Raw genomic sequence first — 25,916 nt, 5'->3', positions numbered from 1 at the left:
AAATTTTAAAAATTTATTGCAAATTTGTTAATAAAATGTTGCAAATAACATTTTTACCCGTATAATCCTGTGCATACCCTAAAAAGTATGACTCCAAATATTTTCAGCCCTTTCCTAGAAAGGGCTTTTTTTTCACCTTATCTCCATAAAAATGCCACAAAAAATCACCGCACTTTCATTTTGTCATCTTTTTCTACGAATAAGTCTCCAACTTTAAAGACTATTTTTTGACCTCTATCACATTTTTCAACATTTCATATTCCTTCTTTTTAAAATTTGATTACAATCTTTAACATTCCATTAACAAATAAAGCCAAATTTTATATGGAGCATCTTATGAGCTATCACTACTCTCCTCTACCCAGTGTAGAACCCGAACTTCGTAAAATGATCAGTGCGCATTATAGCTGTACAGAACAGTCTGCAGTAAGCCAACTAGTCCAAACCTTAGATTTCACACCACAACAAGAATCATCCATTGAAAAACTCGCCCGAGAATTAATCAGCAAAATCCGTAGTAAAAAACAAAAACATTATGGCGTTGATGCGTTAATGCACGAATTTTCCTTAGGTTGTGATGAAGGGATTGCCTTGATGTGCTTAGCAGAAGCCCTCTTACGCATCCCCGATGGGCAAACGCGTTATGAGTTAATCAACGATAAACTTCAACTTGGTAACTGGCAATCTCATTTGAAAAAATCAGGCTCGCTCTTTACCAATGCAGCGAGCTTAGGCTTAATGCTTGGCAATAAAATCAGTGCTAATTTGGATGAAACAGCACTTTCTTCTGCTTTGATGAAAAGTTTCTCCCGCCTTTCTGCCCCCATAATGAAAAAAGCCATTGAAAAAGCGATGGGCATTTTAGGTGAACAATTTGTTACCGGCGAAACGATAGAAAAAGCCCTGAAAAATATTAGTACAAGAGAAAAAATGGGCTATTGTTTTTCTTTTGATATGCTTGGTGAAGCAGCAATGACTATGGAAGATGCAGATAAATACTTACAAGATTATGTGGATGCCATTCACGCTGTGGGTAAACAGGCTGCGGGGCGTAGCGTATATGACGCAAATGGCGTATCGGTAAAATTATCGGCAATTCACCCGCGTTATTCTCGTTCGCAACAAGATCGTTTGATGAATGAAATCTACCCGCGTTTAAAACAGCTTTTTGTTCTGGCAAAACAATACAATATCGGTTTGAATATTGATGCGGAAGAAATGGCTCGCCTTGAAATTTCCTTAGATCTGCTCGAAAAATTATTACAAGATCCTGAACTTACCGACTTTAACGGCATCGGCTTTGTGGTGCAGGCCTATTCAAAACGCTGTCCTTATGTGTTGGATTACATTATTGCATTAAACCGCCGTTTTCAACGTAAAATGATGATACGCTTGGTAAAAGGTGCCTATTGGGATAGCGAAATCAAATGGGCGCAAACAGAAGGCGTGCAAGATTTCCCTGTTTATACGCGTAAAGTGCATACGGATATCTCTTATATTAGCTGTGCAAAAAAATTATTAGACGCGCAAGATGTTATTTATCCCCAATTTGCCACTCATAATATCCAAACCTTAGCCACTATTGCTGAATTAGGTCAAGGTAAAGAATTTGAGTTTCAATGTCTGCACGGAATGGGGGAAACGCTTTACGATAACGTTGTCGGTGAGCATCAATTTAACCGCCGTGTTCGTGTGTATGCCCCAGTGGGAACCTATGAAACCCTATTAGCCTACCTTGTACGACGATTACTTGAAAATGGTGCGAACTCTTCTTTTGTTCATCAACTAGTAGATAACCAGATTTCCGTAAATGAATTAATTGAAGCCCCTTGGAAAAAATTTGCCCGTTTTAATGGTGAACCAAATAAAGCGATTAAATTACCTGCGGATCTTTTCCCGCATCGCCGTAATTCACAAGGCTTTAATTTAAGCGATGAAATTCAACTTCGCTCGCTACAAGAGCAATTAAATCAAGCAGAATATACCGATGTGCAATCGCTTTGCGCCGTCCCCGTGCAAGCCGCGCAACACTATCAAGGCAGAAAACCGGCGGATACCGCACAAATGTTGCCAACGTCCACATTTATGTCGCCAAATGATGTGCCAGCCGTTTTTACGGCGATGCAATCTCACATTTGGCAAGAAAAAAGCGTGGAAGAACGCGCAACAATTTTAGAGAAAGCGGCCAATCTATATCAGGAAAATACGGGACTATTATTACGCCTTGCCATTGAAGAAGCAGGAAAAACCTTACCAAATGCCATTGGAGAACTGAGAGAAGCAGTGGATTTCTTACGCTATTATGCAGAACAAATCCGTTTGTTAGATAGCAAAAATGCACTCGCCCCACCGCTCGGCAATGTACTATGTATTTCCCCTTGGAATTTCCCGCTCGCCATTTTTACTGGGCAAATTGCTGCGGCCTTGGCAGTCGGCAATAATGTGATTGCCAAACCTGCGGAACAAACTTCGCTGATTGCTTATTATGCCGTGAAATTATTACATCAAGCTGGCGTGCCAAAAGAAACCTTACAACTAACCTTAGGTGCTGGCGATTTAGGGGCTGCGTTGGTGGCTCAGCCATTTAATGCTGTGATGTTCACCGGTTCAACAGAAGTGGCACATTTGATCAATAAACAGCTTATACAACGGCAAGATCACCCTGTGCTAATTGCTGAAACAGGCGGTTTAAACACAATGGTGGTAGATTCTTCCGCCTTATTGGAACAAGTCATTACTGATGTATTAAGCTCTGCCTTTGATTCTGCAGGGCAACGCTGCTCAGCTTTACGCATTTTATTGGTGCAAGAAGACATTGCTGATCGCTTATATCAAATGCTTACTGAGGCAATGAAAGAATTGGTTATCGGCAATCCAGAGCAACTTAATACGGATATTGGCCCTGTTATAGACGAAGAAGCAAAAGCAAATTTGGTCAATTATCAAACTCAAGTGCGGTCATTTTCTCGCCGTTATTTTGAGTTATCATCACCCACTTTCGGGCATTTCGTTGCACCTGCTATTTATGAAATAGATCATTTAGCGCAAATTAATCAAGAAGTATTCGGACCAATTCTTCACTTTGTTCGTTATAAAAAAACAGAATTAGGTGATTATTTACAAAAAATCAATGCAAAAGGCTATGCTTTAACAGGTGGTTGTCATAGCCGTATTACCAAAAATATTGAATTTGTACAACGGCATTTAGCCTGTGGTAATTTCTACATTAACCGTAATATTGTGGGTGCAGTGGTCGGCGTTCAACCTTTTGGGGGACACGGTTTATCTGGAACAGGCCCAAAAGCTGGTGGAGAACTTTATGTTCAACGTTTAACCAAAACATCACAATATTATTCATCAGTACTTGCAAAAAACAATGTATTGCCTAGTATTACAGGGGAATTAAATAGCATTGATTATAAAACCACCTCTGTTTTATTACTCGGTCAAAACCACGCTCGTTTAACTGCGGCTTATCAGCGGTTACAACAAGCAGGATTTAATGTTGTTGTAGAAAAAGATAATCCACTGTTGAGCTATCAATTACCTCATCTACATATCCTAAAAGAAGGGCTGCATTTGCAAAAAGCTGTGTTCGTATCCCCGATTGATACTCAAACACATCAGCGGTTTGCACAACATAATCCTGCGATTTTCTGTTTATATGATTGGACAGTCAATCAGGATCTGACCTTGCTATATAACGAATTTTCACGCAGTGAGAATATTTCTGCCGCAGGGGGCAACGCTACCCTAATGGCAATTGAAGAACAATAATTTTATAGGGAGAAAGTATGCAGAATTATCAAATCTACACAGCTTTTGGATTGTATCTTGTTATTATTTTAGGGATTGGAATTTACGCCTATATTTCCACCAAAAATTTTAACGATTACATTTTAGGTGGACGTAAAATGGGGAGCTTTGTTACCGCAATGTCGGCTGGTGCCTCAGATATGTCTGGTTGGTTGCTACTTGGCTTACCCGGTGCGATTTTCCTTACAGGCTTGTCGGAAGCGTGGATTGCTGTCGGGTTAACTGTCGGCGCTTATCTGAACTACCGCATTGTAGCAGGACGTTTGCGGGTATTCACAGAGCATTACGGTAATGCACTAACCTTACCTGAATATTTTGCAATGCGATTTCCTAAACGAGCCAAATCACTCAAAATTCTTTCTTCTTCGGTAATTTTGTTTTTCTTCACCATCTACTGTGCTTCAGGTGTCGTGGCAGGAGCAAAATTGTTCCAAAGTTTATTAGGTATTGATTACACCACCGCATTGATATTTGGTGCGGTGGCAACCATCGCCTATACCTTTATTGGCGGTTATCTAGCGATCTCTTGGAGCGATACCATTCAAGCTTCACTGATGATTTTCGCCCTATTACTCGCCCCAGTGATTGTGTTACTCAACATTAGCTGGGAAGAAATCACTCTTGCCTTAGCCGCAAAATCACAACAAACGGGCATTCCTTATTCTAATTGGCTTTATAATGTTTCAGGCATTGGTGTGATTTCCGCCCTTTCTTGGGGATTAGGTTACTTCGGACAACCCCATATTTTAGCCCGTTTTATGGCAGCCAATTCCGTAAAATCCCTTGATAAAGCGCGTACAATCGGGATCACGTGGATGATCCTGTGCTTAGGTGGTGCTTGTGCAGTGGGGTATTTTGGCTTAGCTTATTTTGAAGTCAAAGGTATCGTTTTAGATTCCGCTGAATCTGTCTTCATTGAGATCTCCAAAGCCATTTTTAATCCTTGGGTCGTGGGCATTGTGCTATCCGCCATTCTCGCTGCCATTATGAGTACCCTATCGGCACAATTTTTAATGTGTTCCGCCGCTATTACCGAAGATTTCTATCACGGTTTCTTACGCAAAAATGCGTCAAGTACCGAGTTAGTTTGGGTTGGCCGCGTTATGGTATTGCTCATTGCCCTTATCGCCATTGTCATCGCACAAGATCCCCATTCAAAAGTGATGGGCTTAGTTTCCTATGCGTGGGCTGGCTTTGGTGCATCCTTTGGTCCATTAGTGATCCTTTCCCTCTTTAATCGCAACATCACCTCCAACGCGGCATTATGGGGAATGTTAGCAGGCGCGGTCACTGTTGTGGCGTGGAAACCACTGATGCACGCCTTAAACTGGCAAGACATCGCCAACTTATATGAAATTATCCCCGGCTTTTTAGCTTGCTCTTTCGTTACCCTTACTTCGTCAATTTTCTCCCCGGTCGCTAAAGATGTGGCAGAAAAATTTGATGAAGCGGAAAAAAGCTACAACCGCCAACGATAACGAATGAAAGGGCTGGATACCCCCAGCCCTTCACCTTTCAATAAATCCCCTCTTTCACAGATTTTCCTTGTGCAATCTACAAAATCCCAATAGACTACGCCCTGTTTTAATCTTTAATAATATGATGAAAAATTATGCGTGTTTCAGATTTTTATTTTGATTTACCTGATGAATTAATCGCCCGTTATCCAAAAGCCGAACGCACTGCCAGTCGTTTATTAACATTAAACGGTGAAAATGGTGAAATTTCTCACCGCACTTTTGCTGATGTGCTGGATTTGATCAACGAAGGGGATTTATTAATTTTTAATAATACTCGCGTGATCCCCGCTCGAATGTATGGGCGTAAAGCCAGTGGGGGGAAAATTGAAGTATTGGTAGAACGCGTTTTGTCGGAAGATCGTTTTCTGGCACATATTCGTTCTTCTAAAGCCCCCAAAGAAGGCGCAGAACTGTTTCTCGGCGAAGATAAATTAGGTGAAGGTAAGGGCATTAAAGCAATAATGAAAGCCCGTCACGAGAGTTTATTTGAACTAGAAATAGCAGAAAAACGCACCGCACTTTTAGACGTGTTGCAACAAATTGGGCATATGCCACTGCCACCTTATATTGATCGCCCTGATGAAGATGCCGATAAAGAACGCTATCAAACTGTGTATAACAAAGTACCCGGCGCAGTGGCTGCGCCCACTGCGGGTTTGCATTTTGATAATGATCTATTGGAAAAATTAAAAGCGAAAGGGGGAAATTTTGCCTTTGTTACCTTGCACGTTGGTGCAGGGACATTCCAACCTGTACGGGTAGAAAATATTGAAGACCACAGAATGCACGCAGAATATGTGGAAGTGCCACAGGAAACGGTGGATGCCATTTTAGCCACCAAAGCGAATGGCAAGCGTGTGATTGCGGTGGGGACAACCTCTGTGCGTTCTATTGAAAGTGCCGCATTGTTTAGCCAAGAAAATCAGCACGAACAACTGCTTGCGCCGTATTTTTCGGATACCTCAATCTTTCTTTATCCGGGCAAAAAATTCCTTGTGGTGGACGCCTTAATCACCAATTTCCATTTGCCTGAAAGTACGCTAATTATGCTGGTTTCAGCCTTTGCTGGATACACTCATACCATGCAAGCCTATGAAAGTGCGGTGCAAAATGGCTATCGTTTTTTCAGCTATGGTGATGCAATGTTTATTAGCAAAAACCCAAATGTAACGGGGTTAGATTAATTTTCTAAACCCCATTTAATCACCCTCGAACTGTTTATTCGAAAAGGAAAAATAATGACAATGAAATTTAAACTTCACAAAACCGATGGCACGGCACGCCGTGGCACAATGACGTTTCAACGCCCACAAGGGGAATTTGATGTACAAACCCCTGCCTTTATGCCCGTCGGCACTTACGGCACAGTAAAAGGAATGACGCCCGAAGAAGTGCGCGCCACAGGGGCAGAAATTTTACTCGGCAACACCTTTCACCTTTGGCTACGTCCGGGACAAGACATTATGCGTAAACACGGCGATTTGCACGATTTTATGAACTGGCATCGCCCTATCTTAACGGATAGTGGTGGCTTCCAAGTATTCAGTCTAGGCAAATTACGCAAAATTACTGAAGAAGGGGTGAAATTCCAAAATCCAATTAATGGTGAACGTATTTTCCTTTCTCCTGAAAAATCAATGGAAATTCAATACGATCTAGGCTCAGACATCGTGATGATCTTTGATGAATGTACCCCTTACCCAGCCACCTTTGATTATGCTAAAAAATCAATGGAAATGTCGCTCCGTTGGGCAAAACGCAGCCGTGATCGCTTTGATGAACTCGGTAATAAAAATGCCTTATTCGGCATTGTGCAAGGGGGCGTTTACGAAGAATTGCGTAAAGTGTCCGTTGAGGGCTTGGTCAATATTGGTTTTGATGGTTATGCCGTGGGTGGGCTTGCTGTTGGTGAGCCAAAAGAAGATATGCACCGTATTTTAGAATATGTTTGCCCACAACTTCCTGCGGATAAACCCCGTTATTTAATGGGTGTTGGGAAACCGGAAGATTTAGTAGAAGGCGTTCGTCGTGGTATTGATATGTTTGATTGCGTAATGCCAACACGTAATGCGCGTAACGGGCATTTATTCGTTACCGACGGTATTGTGAAAATTCGTAATGCCAAATACCGCGATGACACCAGCCCGCTTGATCCAGAATGTGATTGCTACACTTGTAAAAATTACACCAAAGCCTATCTTTACCATTTAGATAAGTGCGGTGAAATTTTAGGGGCAAGATTAAACACCATTCACAATTTACGTTATTATCAACGCTTAATGGCACAAATCCGTGAAGCGATTGATAAAAATGAATTTGAACAATTTGTGCAAGATTTCTATGCACGCATTGGTAAGCCCGTTCCGCCATTGCAAAGTGAGGCACAACAAAATTCACAACCGAATGACGCACAGGGTGAATAAAATGCTTAACCTCCAACCACAACAATTTGCTAGCTGGAATGAGCCGATTGAAATGCTTTACGCCTGCCACGGCAAAGTGAAAATGTTCTGCCGTCAGCTGAATATTTTGCCTAGTTATTTGGAGAAAAATGGCAACATTCAAGCGGTGCAAAAAGATGTACAGCAAATTTTGAATTACTTCAATGTTGCAGCCCCGCTACATCACGATGATGAGGAAAAGGATTTTTTCCCTGCGCTATTAAAATACTGCCCGCAAGCCAAAGCAGATGTGGCACGCTTAGCAAGCCAACACGAAACCTTGCATCAAAACTGGGCAAGCTTGTCTGTGCAATTAAACGCCTTGCTAAAAGGCGAAATTACACAAATTCCCGAACAGCTCATCACCCAATTTATTTCGGGTTATGACAATCATATTGCCATTGAAGAACCATTATTTGAACTCGGCAAAAGCCATATCCCGCAAGAAGAATTAACGGCAATGGGAAAAGTGATGGCGGAACGCCGAAAAAATTAGCGTGTATCCCATTACATCATTAGCGTGTCAAAGAGGAATACCACTTCACTTAACGATGAAAATAAAACCTACATTTTGGTAGGTTTTATACATTCTACAAAAATAAAGTGCGGTGCTTTTTGCTCAAATTTTTTGTGCAAAAACCTTGCCATAAATCACCGCACTTTTGTAAAAGCGCTTTGTCAATACAGGGATTTTATGCTATTTTAACGCCCTATATTTTTCATTAACTAACAAAAGGATTAAAGATGGAAGCTCAACAAGGTAGCCCAATGTCAATGTTATTTATTTTCGTTCTGTTCGGCTTGATTTTCTATTTTATGATTTATCGCCCGCAAGCAAAACGTAATAAAGCGCATAAACAATTAATGGCTGAGTTAGCAAAAGGCACGGAAGTCCTCACTTCTGGCGGTATTATTGGTAAAATCACCAAAATTGGTGCTGAAAGTGATTATGTCGTTATCGCATTAAACGACACAACTGAGATTACCATCAAACGTGATTTTATCGTTGCTGTCTTACCAAAAGGTTCATTAAAAAGCCTTTAATTTATTTTAACTTTCCGCAAGGGAACAAAATCTATGTTAAATCGTTACCCTTTATGGAAGAATATAATGGTGACCCTCGTGGTCGCCATTGGTGTTTTATACTCTCTTCCAAATCTTTACGGTGAAGATCCTGCCGTTCAAATTTCAGGAACTCGTGGACAAGAAGCCAATACAACAACCCTTAGCAATGTGCAAGCTCTTCTTCGCGAAAATCATCTCACCACAAAATCCATTAAATTAGAAAACGGTTCAATTCTTGCTCGTTTTAATAACACCGATGACCAACTTCTTGCCAAAGATAAAATTAGCGAAAAATTAGGCAATGGTTATTCTGTGGCACTGAATCTTGCCCCAGCGACGCCAAAATGGCTTTCAGATATTGGTGGTTCACCAATGAAATGGGGCTTAGATTTGCGTGGTGGTGTACGCTTTTTAATGGAAGTGGATATGAATACAGCGTTAGCGAAACGTCAAGAGCAGTTGCAAGACAGTTTATTAGCTGAATTACGTAAAGCAAAATATCCATATACCAGTATTCGTGCTGGGGAAAATCATAGCACTGTGGTTACCCTGAAAAACCCTGATCAACTTTCAGCGGTTCAACGTTTATTGCGTCAAGCACACCCCAATTTAGATATTCGTGAAATTTCAATCAATACGCTTTCTTTAACCTTATCCGATGCGGCATTAAATGAAGCACGCGATCACGCGATTGAGCAAAATTTGAGTATTTTACGTCGCCGTGTGGAAGAATTGGGTGTTTCTGAACCCGTCATTCAACGCCAAGGCGCAGAGCGTATCGTAGTGGAATTACCGGGAGTTCAAGATACGGCACGAGCAAAAGAAATTTTAGGTGCAACCGCAACCTTAGAATTCCGTTTAGTCAATCAAAATGCCAACCTTGATGCGGCGATGCGTGGAATGGTGCCTTCAGATTCTGAAGTGAAATTTGATCGTAATGGTCGCCCAGTGGTGCTATACAAACGTGCAGTATTAGGGGGTGAGCATATTGTCAATGCGTCATCAGGCGTTGATCAAAATTCCGCAACCCCACAAGTCAGCGTTACCTTAGATAGTGAGGGTGGCGATATTATGTCGCAAACCACCAAAATGAATCTGAAAAAACCAATGGCAACTTTATATGTAGAATATAAAGACAGCGGTAAAAAAGATGAAAATGGCAAAACCGTTCTCACTAAACACGAGGAAGTGATTAATGTGGCAACAATCCAAGGACGTTTTGGTAGCCAATTCCAAATTACGGGCATTGATAGCCCAAATGAAGCGCTCAATCTTTCCGTGTTATTACGTTCTGGCGCATTAACTGCCCCGATCCAAATTGTAGAAGAGCGTACCGTCGGACCATCACTTGGCGCACAAAATGTGGAACAAGGCTTACAAGCAGGGCTTTGGGGCTTAGCCATTACTGTCGTGTTTATGCTGATTTACTATAAAGTTTTCGGTTTATTTGCAAGTATGGCACTGCTTGCCAATATGGTCTTACTCGTTGGTTTAATGTCTTTAATTCCCGGCGCAACGCTCACAATGCCGGGAATTGCAGGGATCATTCTTTCTGTGGGAATGTCTGTGGATGCTAACGTATTGATTTTTGAGCGAATAAAAGAAGAAATACGTAACGGACGTAGCGTTCAACAGGCAATCAATGAAGGCTACAGCGGCGCATTTAGCAGTATTTTTGATGCTAACTTAACCACAATTTTAACATCTATCGTGCTTTATGCGGTGGGAACTGGGCCAATTAAAGGCTTTGCAATCACCCTTTCCTTAGGGGTTGCGATCTCAATGTTTACTGCGATTACAGGAACTCGAATGCTGGTAAATTTACTTTACGGCGGCAAACGCGTTGAGAAATTATCTATTTAAGGTGGTAATAATGAGCTTATTTGCAAAAGATAAAAAAGTGAATGAATATAAAGGGGTCATCTTACCATTCAAGCTTATCCCATTTATGCGATACCGCCTTGTAGGCTATGTTTTCTCATTAATTATTACCGCACTTTGTATTACAAGCATTGTCACCAAAGGCTTTAACTGGGGGCTGGATTTTACTGGCGGTACGGTTGTGGATACGCATTTTTCCCAACCTGCTGATTTAGAAAAAATCCGTGCAACGTTAAAAGAAAATGGTATCGACAGCCCATTAGTACAAACCACGGGGGGCGTGCGTGATGTGATGATCCGTCTTTCCGCTTCTGCTGGTGGTGCAGATATTGGGACACAAATTAAAGAAATGCTAAGCAAATTGGATAATGATATCCAAATTCGTAGCGTGGAATTTGTTGGCCCAAATGTCGGCGAAGAACTCACCCAAGGCGCAATTTATGCCACCTTGATCACCTTATTAATGTTGCTTGCCTATATTGCGTTTCGCTTTGAATGGCGTTTAGCAGCAGGGGGAATCGTCGCCCTTGCACACGATGTGATTGTAACACTTGGGATCTTTTCTTATTTCCAAATTGAAATGGATCTCACCTTTGTGGCAGCCATTTTATCGGTGGTGGGATACTCCTTGAACGATAGTATCGTGGTATTTGACCGTGTGCGTGAAAATTTCCGTAAAATTCGCCGTATTGATACGGTAGAGATTATTGATATTTCACTCACTCAAACCTTATCAAGAACCCTAATGACCTCTATCACAACCCTGTTTGTGGTGATTGCCTTGTTTGTATTTGGCGGCCCTACGATCCATAGTTTCTCATTAGCGCTCTTAATCGGTATTGGTTTTGGGACTTACTCAACCATTTATATTGCTATCAGTATCGCCTATGATCTCGGCTTAAGACGCGAACATATGATTATTCAAAAAGTGAATAAAGACGATATTGATGAATTGCCGTAAAAAACGTTAAAAATGTCACCGCACGTTTTTAGCCAAGTACGGTCTAACATTAAGCAAGATTTTAAGCCCGATTTATTCGGGCTTTTATTTATAAATGTGCCGATGAAAAGAGGAAGCATCGCAAAACTAAAATGCTCTGCCCCCAAAAAGTCGGACCCAACCAGTTATATTAGTGAAAACAATAGCAAAGCAAACGGGTTCAGAGTATAAGCCACAAAGGAAATTGCAATGATAAAACTGTGATAGCACATTTTTAGCGTTGTAAAATTAGCGTGTTTTTATCTACATCGCTTTACCAATGTGACAGAGCTAAGAAATGTCATTACGTAAATTCGCGATGATAACGAATAGAGGATTAAACCCGCATTAAATAACTTGAGCCCTGTATAACACAGAGCTCAAGATTTTATTTTCCAGATGCCTAGGATTTTGAGCAAATCAAAGTGCGGTATTTTTTTATGGTTTTTTAGGCGCTATTTCGCTGCGACGAATCTCACTTTACAAGGTGTTGCATCTGTGGTTTGGGTGGATATCAATGTGGTCTCCCCTTTCACCGTTGCCGTTGCACACTGGCTAGCCTGTTTAAGCTGCCATTTACCTTTTACCGTTAAGGTAGAATTTTGCGTCTGAGACGCGCTTTCACGCCATTGACGGGAATAAATACTAACTTCGGCTTGTTTACCCGCTTTAACCTGATCCGCTTCAATCCCTTTATAGAAAGCGAGATCTGGATTCACAATAGATAAATCAAGTGATTGATCTTGCTGTTGTGCCATCACCATGACAGGCTGATCCGATCCAAGTATAATCCCACCTACATCATTATGCTCTGCTTCAAAATAAGCATAGGCTTCTTGCCCACTATGCTTATCTTTAACTGCGTGCAGTTTATTCGTTTGCGATAATTTTTGATAAGCTGGCATTTGATCATTTTTAGCCGCAACAAGAATGGCATATTCATATTGCCCATTTTTCGGGGCGACACCGTGATCAATAACCGCTGTGGCAAATTTCCCTTTCGTTGGTTTGTCATCACGATCATCAACAGATTCTTGTTCTTGATAAGTAAACACAACATTTTGCCCTTCTGGCACATAATAGCGATTACCGGCAGGATCCGCAAAGGTGACGGCTTGTTTAATCTCTTGTTTTGTGCCTAATGCCGAAACAGCATTTCCATTGACTAAAACAGGTTGAAGTTCTGCCACACTATGCTGGAATAAGGTGGTTTCTGTTCTATGTTGTTTATCATCATTCTGAATATCTGTCCCTAATGCAATAATTTGGTTATCAAATAGGAAATAAGATTTTCGTGCAAATAGCGAATCTTGCTGATATTTACTGTGTCCACGCAGTTTCATTGCATACATACTGTTATTATGCAAATCTGTTCCACCTGCATAGGTTTCCGTGGAAAGTAGCATTTCCTCAAGCCCCGCAGCAGGGAGTTGTAACAACTGTGCTTTTAGCTCTGGATAAGGCAGATGAATGGTTGTTGTGCCGGGGAAACGGTTCCAATCCCAACCATCATAACGATAACCACGATCATCAAAATGTTGGGGGATAATTTCTAATGCACCATAGGACATATACCGTCCATAGCGATTGTTTTTCTCGTAAGATTCATTTCCTACTAAATAACGGCTAAATCCTCGTGCAATAGCAAGCCAAGACAAGTTTGGATCATCTTGATGACGGCGTTGTATTACCATTGACGCATAATTCATCGTCCAAGCCCCTACGGGTTCTGCAATGGCTGGAACTTGTTCAAACGTTGGCTTATGCGATAACGTCGCATAAATTCCTGCAAAAGTGCGGTCAATTTTTTCCCCATTTTTCTCATTACCTGCTAAGGCAAACCATTTAAATGGAGTTGCGGCAACAGAGAATTTTCCCGTTGGGTGACGCCCACTAATAACAATTGGGATATGCCCATCTTTACTATAAACCCACATTTTATATAACACATCATTTAGACGTTCTCGGGCAGCTTGATTAAGTGCATAAGGTGAATCACTCATAGCATAAACCACAGGGGCTAGCCCACCAAAGGCGTCTTTTCCGTATGCGGTGTAATGTTGTGAATGGTGGAAAATCGAGCCATCGGGCTTAAATCCCCCTGCAACCCCTTTTGATTGTAAAATGGTGGTACTCAACCAATGGGAAAATTGTTTTAACAAACCTGTTCGTTGCTGTTCATTTGGTAACAGTAAAATACTTTTTACAATCCATTGGAGTTGCGTATTTAAAATATCCACATTTGCTTCAACAATACGTTCATCAGGCTCAAAAATACGCCCTGTTCCACTAAACCACGCCATTGCGCCTTGTGCTTGTTCAAGCAATCCTTGCTTTTCAAGTAAATCACGCATTAAGAACCACGCATCAAAAAGTTCTCGGTTTTGATAGCCCATATGGGTAACAATTTGGATACTGCTACCACGCACAAAACCTTGATCAAATAAATAACGGGTGGCAAGCAAGAATTTGGCTTCCAGCTGTTGGCGTTGTTCCTCTGTCAATTGACCCACACGCAAGGCTTTTGCACTTTCTAGCATCACTTTACCTAGCTCACGCATTGACACAGAATGAAGTAAGAAATCTTGATCTTGCTTGCTAAACACTTGATCATTTTTCATAAACTTCTGTCGCGCTGGGAAATCAAGCATTGGACCTTGAATGACGCCATCTTTTTCACTGATATTAAAAGATTGATATTTTTGTAAAATTTGTGAAAAATCCACCGCACTTGGTTTATCCGTAAACACATTTAACACTTGCTCAAAACGTTGGTAAATGCTTTCGCTTTGCGGATCGGAATGCAGACTTCTATTAAAATCAAAGTGCGGGTAATTTTTGCTTAACATTTGATCATACAACAGCAAACCATTCCAGTTTTTATTCACTGCCGTACTTGCAGTAGGATTAACAAAATCAGCTTGATAATTAGGAATTGGGTAACGATTATCCACAGGAACGTTGAATAAAAGCTGATCTAAATAAAGTGATCCCGCTTCATCAGGTGCTTGAATCACCAACTTGTCTAAGTTTGTCACATTTTCGCCTTGCATATCACGAAATGGTACTGCAATACCGCGCCAGCCTGTAAAATCTAAATTAATATCAAAAGATTTTTTCACCTTGCCTTGTTGTTCAAAACTAAAGTGAAGAGGCTGTTTAATGGCTTTTTCATTATAGAGCCATAGCATAAACGTTTGCGGCAAAATATCGTCATTTTGTGAAAAATCTAAATTTTGTGAAAACACTAAGCGCCCTGTTGGATCAAACTGCCAATGCAACGCCTGCTTCCCATCTTTGTAATGCAACGCACTCGGTGCAACTTGCCCATTTGTAACGGTTAAATAAGCTGGAGGCTGTGCATTTTCAAAAAAATCCCACGCATAATTCGCCGCATTCACACTGCCCGTGATGACACAAGCAGTTAATAGGCTTAGCTTTGGAAATAAGCTCGCTTTCATAGGCTCTCCCTTAGAATAAGAAACGGAAACCCGTGTAATAAGTGTTAGTGAAAAGACACCTCAAATCAAAGACGATTAATCTGAGCCATTGCGATGTTCAAGCTGGTTAGATACGACACAAAAATAACTAAAACTGAGCATTCAACCTTATCATAGGCAAATATTTCACAGAGTAAAAGCACTGCACTTTAAAAATAAGATCAAGATCACAAAAATATTAAAACGGAGTTTTGATATTTGTTTTTATGATGCCGATCATAAGGATTATTAATTTGATTATTCATAATAAAGGAAAAATCATAAGGATAGACTATGACCTTTTCTTTGATCATTATTCTTCTTTTATGCGGTATATTAACTAACCTGATGTCAGCGATTTTTGGTATTGGTGGCGGGGTGTTGATGGTACCCATTTTACATACGCTTTTCCCTTATATGCCAATCCAAATGATTTCTGCCACTTCACTGACTATCGTAATGGGATCAGCGTTAATTAATCTGTTTTACTTTTATAAGCTAAATATTGAGATTGATAAGAAAAAATTGCTCCTTTGGTCACTAAGTATGATCATTGGTGTACAACTTGGCTTTCATCTCAGCTTTAATGTTTCAGATAACCTGATAATAGGGGTCTTTGTCATTACGCTGATTGTATTGGCATTAAAAACCTTTTTGCATCCGAACAATAAGAAAAAGCAACAAGCACAGAAAAAAGATCGCTTACGTGGTAGCCTATTCTGCTTTCTAGGTGGGGGAATTGCTGGGATTACAGGGATCGGTGGTGGCTCAATTATGTCGCCACTAATTAGCCAGTTGCCCAGTGTTAGCATTAAAAGTGTGGCGGTTTATACCAATTATATGATGGTGATTGGTGGCATTGGCAATCTTTACGGCTATTTAACCAAGACCCCAGAAGTGATTATCCCCCATTCCTTACAGATTGGCTATGTGAGTTTCTCCATTGTACTCATTGTCGTGCTAAGTGCTTTTTTTATGAGTTTCATCAGTATGAAACTTCGTGGCATTATCAAAGAGGAAACCGCACGTAAATTGCTTAGTATGATCTTACTTTTTATTGCTTGCTATATGCTACTATTGCGAGTAATACAAGGATAAATTATATAGGATATGAAAATGCTTAAAGCGATGAATTTTAAAAATTGTCAATATAATCATTTGGTTGCTGTTGACAAAGGCACTCAGCTTTATCGTCAAGGGGAAACCGCCCACTCGTTTTATTGTGTAAAAAATGGGCTTATTGGCTTATATCATACCCTTGAAAATGGTAAAGAAAGTTTAGTGAGAATTTATAAAGCAGGGGATTATTTTGGATTTCGTACCCTATTTGGTGATAAGAAATACCATTGCACGGCGAAAGTATTAATGGAAGCAGAAATTATCAAAATCACGCCACAACATATTGATTCCTTCTTTTTAGAAAACCCAGAAACCATTCGCTTTTTATTCCAAATTCTTTCAAATGAACTGCGTGATGCAGAAGATCGCCTTGCTAAAAGTGCGTATTTAAAAAGTTTAGATCGTGTAATTGACAGCATTTATTTCTTAACAGAAAACTTTCCTGATTACCATTGGACACACCGAGAAATCGCTGAGTATGCAGGCTGTGAAACCGAAACTGCTATTCGCATTACCCGTGATTTAAGAAAGAAAAATTTATTATCGTAATTTCATTTTCCTCAACGGTTTAGCCTGTACTTAGCGCATTGGATTATCTTGTTAAACTGACATCGCAATAAAAATGGCAGCATCTATGCTGCCATTGTGTCAATAAATCGTTACATTAATTTTGTTCTTGTTGCAGACGATTTTCTTCTGTTTCTGGTTCAAGATCGAGTTTTGCCATTAGAAGCTGATCGCCATCTTCTTCAGGATTTTCTGTTACTAATAGCTTATCCCCATAGAAAATCGAATTTGCCCCAGCCATAAAACACATTGCTTGCATTTCTTCTGACATTCCTTGACGTCCCGCAGATAAACGGACATAACTTTTTGGCATCACAATTCGTGCAACGGCAATGGTACGCACAAACTCCGTCCAATCTAATTCCGCCGCCTCAGCCAATGGCGTGCCTTCCACTTTCACTAATTGGTTGATTGGCACGGATTCTGGTTGTGGATCGAGATTAGCTAAGCTGGCAATAAATGCGGCACGTTCTTTCCGTGTTTCATCCATACCAACAATTCCCCCACAACATACCTTTAAGCCGGCTTTACGCACTTTCCCAAGGGTATTAATACGATCATCAAATTGGCGTGTGCCAATAATTTTTTCATAATGCTCTGGTGCGGTATCAATATTATGATTGTAGTAATCTAATCCTGCTTTTTTCAAATCTTCCGCCATACCATCTTGCAATAAGCCAAACGTCCCGCAGGTTTCTAGCCCCAGATCTTTTACTGCTTTAATAATCGTGGTGATTTTTTCAATATCTTTTGGTTTTGGCCCACGCCAAGCCGCCCCCATACAAAAACGACTTGCACCACGGGATTTTGCCACTTTCGCTTTCTCTACAATCTCATCAACATTAATTAATTGTTGATTTTGCACCCCTGTTTGATAGCGTGCCGATTGTGGACAATAACCACAATCCTCAGGGCAACCCCCTGTTTTAATCGACATTAAGGTAGAAAGTTGAATCGCCCGTGGATTAAAATTCTCACGATGAACCTGAGCGGCACGATACACCAACTCTAAAAAAGGGGTTTCAAATAACGCTTCCACTTTACACACTGACCAATATTCTAAGGTTGGGTGCGGTGTTAAAGAAGGAATTTGAATGTTTGTGATTGTCATAAATTATCCTTATTACAAAAAGTGCGGTCTATTTTAGACCTAAATTTTTAATTCAGGTAATGATTTATCACTAATCCTACCATTTTCAACACATAAAAGGCGATCAATTTTTCCGACTAATTCATTAGGTTGATGAGTAACAATGAGCAACGTCAATGTTTTCTGCTGAGATAAATTCTCTAATAAATTCAACATTTCTTGACGCAAATGAGGATCAAGTGCTGAAAATGGTTCATCAAGCAATAAAATCGGTTTATCACGAAGCAGACAACGAGCTAAAGCAACACGCTGTTTCTGCCCGCCAGAAAGGGCATTAGGTAAGCGAGATAAAAAATCGCCTAATCCAACCGCACTTGCCGCCTTTTCCACTTGTGCTTTTTCTTCCGCACTCAGCGTTAAACTGGGCTTTAAACCTAAGGCGATATTTTCACCCACCGTTAAATGCGTAAACAAATTATTCTCTTGAAAGAGCATCGAAACAGGACGCTGATGAGGCGCGCTAAAGGTGTGATTTTGCCCATTAAGCCAAATTTCCCCCTTGTCGGCGAGTTCAAATCCAGCAATTAAATTGAGTAACGTGCTTTTCCCCGCGCCACTCGCCCCCACTATGGCAACACGTTGTCCCGCCGAAATATGCAGTTGGAAGTGCATCGCTTGATTGGGGTAATGAAAATAAGTATCCAGTTTAATCATTATCTTGCCTAAATCATTAACGTAATAAGAACCAATATCGAACAAAAACAAAGTGCGGTGCAATTTTTTGCTATTTTCGCTTTGCTCTTGCTTTTCGCTATGCCACATTTTGCGTTTTTTCAATCATCATAAATAACAGACCACATAACCCTAATAAAATTAAGGCGGTTACGCTCGCTTCTTGCATACGATATGAGCCTAATTGCTGATAAAGCAAATAAGGCAAAGAGATGAAATCTTGATTACCAAATAAAGCAATCGCTGTGAAATCGCCCAGCGATAAGGCACAAGCCAATGCGCTAGCATACCGCATCGCTGAACGCAAAGTTTGCCATTCTACCACTCGCCAGCGTTGCCAGCCTTGTACGCCAAGAGATTGGCAAAGTCGCTCATATTGCATTGTTTGATACATTGGGGCAGAAAGCGTGCGAATCACAAAAGGCATTGCCAAAATGCCATTACAAAACGCTACAATAAGGAGAAGATGCCCCGGCTGAAAATCAAGATCTTGCAAACGAATAAACAGCCCTAATGCCACCACTAAAGTTGGGATCGCAAGCACGATCATTCCCATATTACTAATGACATTGGCACAATAACGGTGGCTTTGCCAAGCTAAGCGTCGCACGAGCAAGAGTAATGCCATTGACAATACAATAGCAAATAGCGCAGAACATAGTGCAATACTTAAGGAATAACCCAAAGCACGCCACAACTGGGGATTTTGTGCCACTTTTTGCCACGCATCCCAATCTAATCCTGCCACCACCATATAAAGCAAGGGTAAAAAAAGAAAAATCAGCACACTGCCCACACAAAAAACTTGCCAAATTTGTACCGCACTTGTCTGCTTTTCTCGCCAGAACTGGCGTAAATCGAGCTGGCTAGGATCTTTGCGATGAAAGAAGCTACTCATCATAAGCAATAGGACACAAAAACCGCATTGCAACAACGCTAACATTGCCGCTTTAGGTAAATCAAATTCAAATAAAATGGCTTGGTAAATCGCCACTTCTAAGGTGGTATACGCTGGCCCACCACCAAGTGTGAGTACAATGGCAAAGCTAGTAAAGCAAAGCATAAAAATTAACGCAAAGGCAGGCAAAAATTGTTGGCGTAAATAAGGTAATTCGATTAAACGAATAAATTGCCAACCGCGAATATTAAGCTGTGAACTAAGCTGACGTTGCTGATTAGGAATGCTTGATAGGGCTTGCAAAAATAGACGGCTTGCTAAAGGAATATTAAAAAATAAATGTGCGATTAAAATGCCACTTAAGCCATAAATATTGGGTTTCCAGTCAATCTCAAGGGCGGAAAATAACCTTGCCAACCAACCTGAATGTCCGTAAATTCCTAATAGTCCTAGTACAGCCACCAAAGCAGGTAACACAAAAGTTAGGGAAAATAATTTCAAAATAAGCGATTTACCACGGAAATCTTGGTAAAAAAACGCACGGGCAAATAATAATCCGATACTCACCGATAAGAATGCCGAAAGAAATGCCTGCCCAAAACTAAAGGCAATAACGTGGCGAATATAGTTATCTTGCCAAAGTGCCGTCCATTGCTGATGATTGCCAAGATTTAACACCGCACTTAAGGTAAAGCCATAAAATGTCGCCAATAGCAATATCACGCCCATTCCCCCAAGCATTGAAGAAAGGGGGAATTTTTGCAAATAACGGCGTATTATTGTGTTAAGCTGGCTTGCCAAGTGTTCGTCCATTGTTTTAATTGTTCTGTATTGACGCCACTTCCCAACGTGGTTTTGCTTTGCTGTGCTTGTTTCAACGCATCAAAGTGCGGTTCAATTTTTTCATCAATAACGGCAAACATAATATTTTTTTGTGAAATTTGGCGTTGCGCTTCTGGAGTAATCAAAAATTGCATAAAGGCATCAGCACAAGCGTTAGGGTGATTTGCCATTCGCGCTGCGGTTTCAATTTGTAGCACTTGCCCTTCAGCAAAATCTGTCGCGGCATAATTGGCATCCTTGTCATTTAAGAGATGATAAAGTGGTGAAGTGTTATAACTAAACACCAAATCTGATTCGCCTTTTAAAAATGCGCCGTAAGTTTCTGACCAACCTTTCCCTACGGTAACGGTATGGCGAGCCAATTTCTTCCACGCTGCCTCTACATCATCGCCATAAACTTCATTCATTAAGATCACTAATCCACGCCCTACACCACTGGTACGCGGATCTTGATAAATGATGCGAAGTTGTTGATTATCAACCAATTCTTTTAGGCTTTTCGGTGGGTTTGGTAATTTTTCTTTATGATACACGAAGGCATAAGCACCAAAATCATAAGGTAAGAACACCTTATCTTCCCACTTCTCAGGTAAAGAAAGTTGCGCCATTGGCACCTGATGTTCTGCAAATAATGAGGTCTTTTTCGCTTCTTCAAGCATTGTTTGATCTAAGCCTAGCACAATATCGGCTTTGCTCTTTTTCCCTTCAAGGCGAATCCGATTAAACATTACCCCAGTACTATCAAAAGGCACATAATTCACCTGACATTGGGGGTGAGTTTGCTCAAACAGCGCTTTCACTTTTGGACCGGCGCCCCAATCAGCACTAAAACTATCATAAGTATAAACTTGCACCTCTTGCGCAGAGCTTGGTGTCGCCATCAGACTAGTGCTAAAAAGTGCGGTAAGAAAAGTAAGAGAAAAAGATTTTTTGAATTGCATAGTGTTTCCTTCCAATAAAAAACGACCAGCAATATTGACGCAAACAGCAAAAAAATTAGTTTCCTACGTCAGTATTAACTGTATCAGGTTCACGGGTATGATCTCAGCTATCAAGCACCCCGACTAATTTGAGCCTCTAGCTCGCGTTCAGTGTAGTAATTTTCCTTTACCAATGCAATCTATGTATTTAAAAATTCTTAAAATTTCTTTATAGTTAGCAATCAGTTAATGATTGATAAGGATAACCTATGGCATTTTCTGTTCCTCACCTTGACGATACGTTAAAAACACTGGCAGATTGTTTAATTCAGCATTACCCTGAACATTATAATGAAGGGCTTTACACGCAACTTGCACAGCAGAAAAATGATCCGACTAGCCCAATAGGTAAACTGGCACAAGGCATTGCAATGTCTGATTTTGTGGCAGAAACGTTAAAAAAACAACCGCACTTTTTACACCAATGTTGGCAACAATTCCCCCATTTAGAAAATACAGCCTATTACCAACAAGCCTTGCATTCCTTACTTCAAGAAGTTACTGATGACACCCAACTTTATCGCCAATTACGTCTTTTTCGTCATCGCGAAATGGCGAAGTTAAGTTTATGTCAAAGTTTAAACTTAGCGACGGTCGAAGAAATTTTCATTGTCCTTTCACAATTGGCAGAAACCATTATTATTGCCGCTCGGGATTGGCTTTATCAGCGTGCCTGTGCTGAAATGGGCATACCAATGGATAGCCACGGCAAACCGCAACAACTTTATATTTTAGGAATGGGGAAACTAGGCGGTTTTGAGCTAAACTTTTCCTCAGATATTGATCTCATTTTTACCTACCCTGCTAACGGCGAAACGCAAGGCGCAAGGCGTTCTATTGAAAATAGTGTCTTTTTCACTCGCTTAGGACAACGTTTGATTAATGCTTTAGATCAATATACCCCTGATGGTTTTGTGTATCGCACAGATATGCGTCTGCGCCCCTTTGGTGAAGCGGGGGCATTAGCCCTAAGTTTTACCGCAATGGAACAATATTACCAAGAACAAGGACGAGATTGGGAACGCTATGCAATGATCAAAGGGCGTATTTTAGGCGCTGATCCGCAAGATCCCAATGTCAAAAACTTACAAAATTTACTCCGCCCTTTTGTTTACCGCCGTTATATTGATTTTAGCGTTATCCAATCTTTACGCGAAATGAAACATAAAATTGAACGGGAAGTTCGACGCCGTGGGTTAGCAGACAATATCAAACTGGGCGCGGGAGGCATTCGTGAAATTGAATTTATTGTACAGGTTTTCCAACTTATTCGTGGTGGACGTGAAATTAAATTGCAACAACACGGATTGCTTCACATATTACCTGAATTGGAACAACTCGCTTTACTTAGCTCTCAAGAAGTCACTGATTTAAAAAATGCTTACCTTTTTTTACGCCGTGTAGAAAATGTGTTGCAAGCTATTGACGACAAACAAACTCAGCTTTTGCCAGAAAAAGAGCTGGATCGCCAGCGCCTAATTGTTGCTCTGCAACGTTATACCCAATGGAATACGCAAAAACAGCCTGTCCTCGTGGAAAATAGCATAACAAGCTGGGCGGATTTTGATACCTTATTACAATCGCACCAAAATAAAGTGCGGTCGGTTTTTTCGCAATTAATTGGTGCAGAAAATGATCCCTCGCCACAAGAAAATAGCCAATGGAACGATTTTTTAGAAACGGATTTCAATGAGGAAGACCTTCTACTCATTCTGCAACAAAATGGCATAACATTGGCAGAAAATGCACCGCTCTTACAACGCCTTACTCAGTTTCGCAACGAACTGGCTCGCCGTCCGATTGGAAGCAGAGGGCGTGGCGTATTAAGGCAGTTAATGCCGAGGCTACTTACTCAAGTGTTTCAACATCAAGCCTATGAAAGCTTGCTCCCCCGAATGTTGGATATTGTGGATAAAATTCTCACTCGCACCGCCTATTTGGAATTATTAGTGGAAAATCCGCAAGTACTCAATCAGCTCATTGAGCTATGTTCACACTCACAGCTTATTGCTCAACAAGTGGCGCGACACCCCATTTTGCTTGATGAATTATTAGATCGCAACGCATTATTAAATCCGACCGATTTCAGCGAATATGCCAGCGAATTAAAGCAATATCTGCTCCGTTTACCGCAAGATGACGAAGAACAGTTTATTGATGCCCTGCGTCAATTTAAGCAAAGCACCTTGTTACGTGTGGCAGCCGCAGATATTCTCGGCGCATTGCCCGTAATGAAAGTGAGCGATCATTTGACCTATTTGGCAGAAGCGATTATTGCTGCCGTTGTAGAGCTTGCTTGGCAACAAGTTACTGCGCGCTTTGGTATTCCTGAATATCTTCCGCCTAATGAGAAAGGTTTCTTAGTCATTGGCTATGGCAAATTAGGTGGCATTGAACTGGGCTACAAATCTGATTTGGATTTGGTCTTTCTGTTTGACGGTAGCAAAACAGGTCAAACGCAAGGTGGCAAAAAAGTGATCGACAGCAATCAGTTTTATCTCAAACTGACGCAAAAAATCATCAGTATTTTTAGTATGAATACGAGCGCGGGGGTGCTTTATGATATCGATATTCGCCTACGCCCGTCTGGTGATGCGGGGTTACTTGGCTGCTCGCTAAGTGCCTTTGAGAATTATCAGCTTAATGACGCTTGGACGTGGGAAAAACAAGCGCTTGTACGAAGCCGTGCCGTTTATGGCGATGTTGCCTTACGCCAACGTTTTGAACAAATTCGCCGCAAGGTACTTTCTGCGCCACGGGATCTTGTCAAACTCAAGGAAGACGTGAAAGCAATGCGTGAGAAAATGTATCAACATCTTGCCCATACCAATCCTGATGAATTTAACATTAAAACCGATCAAGGCGGCATTACGGATATTGAGTTTATCGCCCAATATTTGGTATTGGCTTACGCGCCGCAATACCCTAATTTAACCATTTGGTCAGATAATGTGCGGATTTTTGAGTCAATGGCAGAACTCCAAAATAGCGAAAACAAAAGTGCGGTGCTAAATGTTGATATTTCTGAACATTTGAAAAATGCCTACACTCGCCTACGCAACCGTATTCATCATTTAAATTTACTTGGCTTGCCTGCGGTGGTAAAGCAAGCAGAATATCAATCTGAACGGCAGTTTATTCGCCAAATTTGGCAAATGTTATTTGATTAGCCACAGAATTTATTGGCTAACTGAACCATTTTTACAATCACCCTTGTTGCGTCCCACATTCCTTCGAGGGTCGTCAGTTCTTGCTTGCTATGAAAATTGTATCCGCCCGTAAATAACATTGGGCAAGGAATTTGCTTTTCCGCCAATTTTGCACCAAGATAGCCTGAACGAATCGGCGTGAGAATAGGTTCAATACCACATTGCTTCATAGCTAAATCAGCAAGTTGGAGCGATTTTGGCTGTTGTTTAATGATCTCAGCCATATTGCTATATTGATCTTCAATACTTAGCTGTGCTTTCTTTCTTAAACGTTTTTTGCGATTAAAATCCACAATCATCATCGCCAAAAATGCCTTACGTTGCTCAAAGCTCACCCTATCAAAATCACAAATTAAATAGCGCATTTCCACTTTTTCAATATCGCCCGCTAGACTTTCTAAATGAAAAAAACCTTGTTTTCGTTCTGTTTTTTCTGGCACTTCTTGAGCCGGCAAGCCTTTTTGAAATTCACACGCTAATGTCAATGCATTACGCATTTTATCTTTGCCTACGCCAGCTTGAATATTGCGTCCATAAAGCGTTACGGTGGCGGTAGCAACATTCACATTTTCATAGCCCAAACTGCCAACCCCTTCCCCTGCAAGACAATATGCCCAATCACAAGTAAATTTATCAAAAGGGAAATGTTTCATTCCTTGCCCTGTTTCTTTGTCTGGCACAAAGGCGAGGCGAATATTGCAATGAGAAAGATGATTTTGTTGCAAAATATAAAGTGCGGTCAGAATTTCTGCAATTCCTGCTTTATTATCTGCCCCTAACAAGGTTTTTCCATCACTCACCACCAAGGTTTTGTTAATCAGTTTTTGCAAAAACGGATGATATACAGGGCTAATAAATTCCTCACCAACGCCAAGAGAAATATCACCTCCGCGATAATTTTCAATCACTTCAGGTAAGGTATGTTTGCTACTACATTGCGATGACGTATCAAGATGACTAATAAACCCAATTGTTGGCATTTGGGGGCTAATATTGGAAGGCAAAAATGCGGTAAGAATACCTTGTTTACTTAATTCAATTTGTTGCAAGCCCAGTGCGAAAAGCTCTTGTTGCAGAAATTTGGCTAACTTTGCTTGCCCTATGGAGCTGGGAATGGGTTTGGCATTAAACTTTGCTTGTGTATCAAAACTCACATAGTTTAAAAAACGTTCCAGTAATCCTTCTTGATATTGTGTGCTGTTTTCCATAATCATTTTATCGCTTTACAAAAATTGTTGCATTTTATTCTAACGAGGCTGTTGGCTTGAGGTATTGATATATAACAAAATTCAACCTA

Annotated in this window: 17 protein-coding genes and 1 riboswitch; of the genes, 11 read left to right on the top strand and 6 right to left on the bottom strand. The window is 40.8% G+C overall.

Annotated elements, in window-relative coordinates; translation table 11 throughout:
• Positions 1–336 precede the first annotated feature (336 nt).
• The 8 genes from putA (at position 337) to secF (ending at position 11,684) form a co-directional block, all read left to right on the top strand.
• The gene (putA, locus tag L5B83_RS06715; protein ID WP_265777943.1) at positions 337–3,777 is read left to right on the top strand and encodes a bifunctional proline dehydrogenase/L-glutamate gamma-semialdehyde dehydrogenase PutA; all 3,441 of its coding nucleotides are present in this window, start codon (positions 337–339) and stop codon (positions 3,775–3,777) included.
• Positions 3,778–3,794: 17 nt separating this feature from the next.
• Complete coding sequence (gene putP / locus L5B83_RS06710; RefSeq protein ID WP_265777942.1) at positions 3,795–5,294, top strand: sodium/proline symporter PutP; 1,500 nt, start codon at positions 3,795–3,797, stop codon at positions 5,292–5,294.
• A gap of 134 nt (positions 5,295–5,428) precedes the next feature.
• Positions 5,429–6,520, top strand: a complete 1,092-nt coding sequence (queA, locus tag L5B83_RS06705; RefSeq protein WP_265777941.1) for a tRNA preQ1(34) S-adenosylmethionine ribosyltransferase-isomerase QueA — start codon at positions 5,429–5,431, stop codon at positions 6,518–6,520.
• Positions 6,521–6,580: 60 nt separating this feature from the next.
• On the top strand, positions 6,581–7,759 hold the full coding sequence (gene tgt / locus L5B83_RS06700; RefSeq protein ID WP_265763032.1) for a tRNA guanosine(34) transglycosylase Tgt: 1,179 nt from the start codon (positions 6,581–6,583) through the stop codon (positions 7,757–7,759).
• 1 nt (position 7,760) lies between these two features.
• A complete protein-coding gene (locus L5B83_RS06695; RefSeq protein WP_265763008.1) occupies positions 7,761–8,273 on the top strand; it encodes a hemerythrin domain-containing protein in 513 nt (170 codons plus the stop codon).
• Positions 8,274–8,521: 248 nt separating this feature from the next.
• A complete protein-coding gene (gene yajC, locus L5B83_RS06690; RefSeq protein WP_250350019.1) occupies positions 8,522–8,821 on the top strand; it encodes a preprotein translocase subunit YajC in 300 nt (99 codons plus the stop codon).
• Between the two features lie 33 nt (positions 8,822–8,854).
• Positions 8,855–10,705 carry a protein translocase subunit SecD gene (secD, locus tag L5B83_RS06685; protein ID WP_265763007.1) on the top strand — a complete coding sequence of 617 codons (1,851 nt, stop codon included), beginning with the start codon at positions 8,855–8,857 and terminating at the stop codon, positions 10,703–10,705.
• A 10-nt stretch (positions 10,706–10,715) separates the two neighbouring features.
• Positions 10,716–11,684 carry a protein translocase subunit SecF gene (secF, locus tag L5B83_RS06680; RefSeq protein ID WP_250350017.1) on the top strand — a complete coding sequence of 323 codons (969 nt, stop codon included), beginning with the start codon at positions 10,716–10,718 and terminating at the stop codon, positions 11,682–11,684.
• Positions 11,685–12,157: 473 nt separating this feature from the next.
• On the opposite strand, the gene L5B83_RS06675 is transcribed toward secF, so the two are convergent.
• Entirely contained in the window at positions 12,158–15,163 is a 3,006-nt protein-coding gene (locus tag L5B83_RS06675) for a chondroitinase family polysaccharide lyase (protein WP_265777940.1), read from the bottom strand.
• Positions 15,164–15,475: 312 nt separating this feature from the next.
• Here L5B83_RS06675 and L5B83_RS06670 point away from each other — a divergent pair, with 312 nt between their 5' ends.
• On the top strand, positions 15,476–16,279 hold the full coding sequence (locus L5B83_RS06670) for a sulfite exporter TauE/SafE family protein (RefSeq protein WP_250363331.1): 804 nt from the start codon (positions 15,476–15,478) through the stop codon (positions 16,277–16,279).
• A 12-nt stretch (positions 16,280–16,291) separates the two neighbouring features.
• A complete protein-coding gene (locus tag L5B83_RS06665; RefSeq protein WP_442778842.1) occupies positions 16,292–16,849 on the top strand; it encodes a Crp/Fnr family transcriptional regulator in 558 nt (185 codons plus the stop codon).
• 115 nt (positions 16,850–16,964) lie between these two features.
• On the opposite strand, the gene bioB is transcribed toward L5B83_RS06665, so the two are convergent.
• The 4 genes from bioB to thiB all read right to left on the bottom strand — a co-directional run bounded on the left by bioB (position 16,965) and on the right by thiB (position 21,371).
• Positions 16,965–17,978 (bottom strand): biotin synthase BioB, encoded by a 1,014-nt coding sequence (bioB, locus tag L5B83_RS06660; RefSeq protein ID WP_250349817.1) that lies wholly within the window; start codon positions 17,976–17,978, stop codon positions 16,965–16,967.
• A gap of 39 nt (positions 17,979–18,017) precedes the next feature.
• Complete coding sequence (gene thiQ, locus L5B83_RS06655; protein ID WP_250364580.1) at positions 18,018–18,671, bottom strand: thiamine ABC transporter ATP-binding protein; 654 nt, start codon at positions 18,669–18,671, stop codon at positions 18,018–18,020.
• A gap of 97 nt (positions 18,672–18,768) precedes the next feature.
• Positions 18,769–20,328 (bottom strand): thiamine/thiamine pyrophosphate ABC transporter permease ThiP, encoded by a 1,560-nt coding sequence (thiP, locus tag L5B83_RS06650; RefSeq protein WP_265778391.1) that lies wholly within the window; start codon positions 20,326–20,328, stop codon positions 18,769–18,771.
• 35 nt (positions 20,329–20,363) lie between these two features.
• Complete coding sequence (thiB, locus tag L5B83_RS06645) at positions 20,364–21,371, bottom strand: thiamine ABC transporter substrate binding subunit (protein ID WP_265777939.1); 1,008 nt, start codon at positions 21,369–21,371, stop codon at positions 20,364–20,366.
• A gap of 43 nt (positions 21,372–21,414) precedes the next feature.
• Positions 21,415–21,503, bottom strand: a riboswitch (TPP riboswitch).
• 116 nt (positions 21,504–21,619) lie between these two features.
• Here thiB and glnE point away from each other — a divergent pair.
• Positions 21,620–24,580, top strand: coding sequence for a bifunctional [glutamate--ammonia ligase]-adenylyl-L-tyrosine phosphorylase/[glutamate--ammonia-ligase] adenylyltransferase (gene glnE / locus L5B83_RS06640; RefSeq protein WP_265777938.1), 2,961 nt, complete (start codon positions 21,620–21,622; stop codon positions 24,578–24,580).
• On the opposite strand, the gene pepT is transcribed toward glnE, so the two are convergent.
• A complete protein-coding gene (gene pepT / locus L5B83_RS06635) occupies positions 24,577–25,827 on the bottom strand; it encodes a peptidase T (protein WP_265777937.1) in 1,251 nt (416 codons plus the stop codon). The two genes, glnE and pepT, sit on opposite strands and share 4 nt — an antisense overlap.
• Positions 25,828–25,916 lie beyond the last annotated feature (89 nt).

It is taken from the genome of Avibacterium sp. 21-599 (genome assembly GCF_026226765.1).
In the GTDB taxonomy this organism is placed as follows: domain Bacteria; phylum Pseudomonadota; class Gammaproteobacteria; order Enterobacterales; family Pasteurellaceae; genus Avibacterium.
This window is presented reverse-complemented; position numbering and strand designations above follow the sequence as displayed.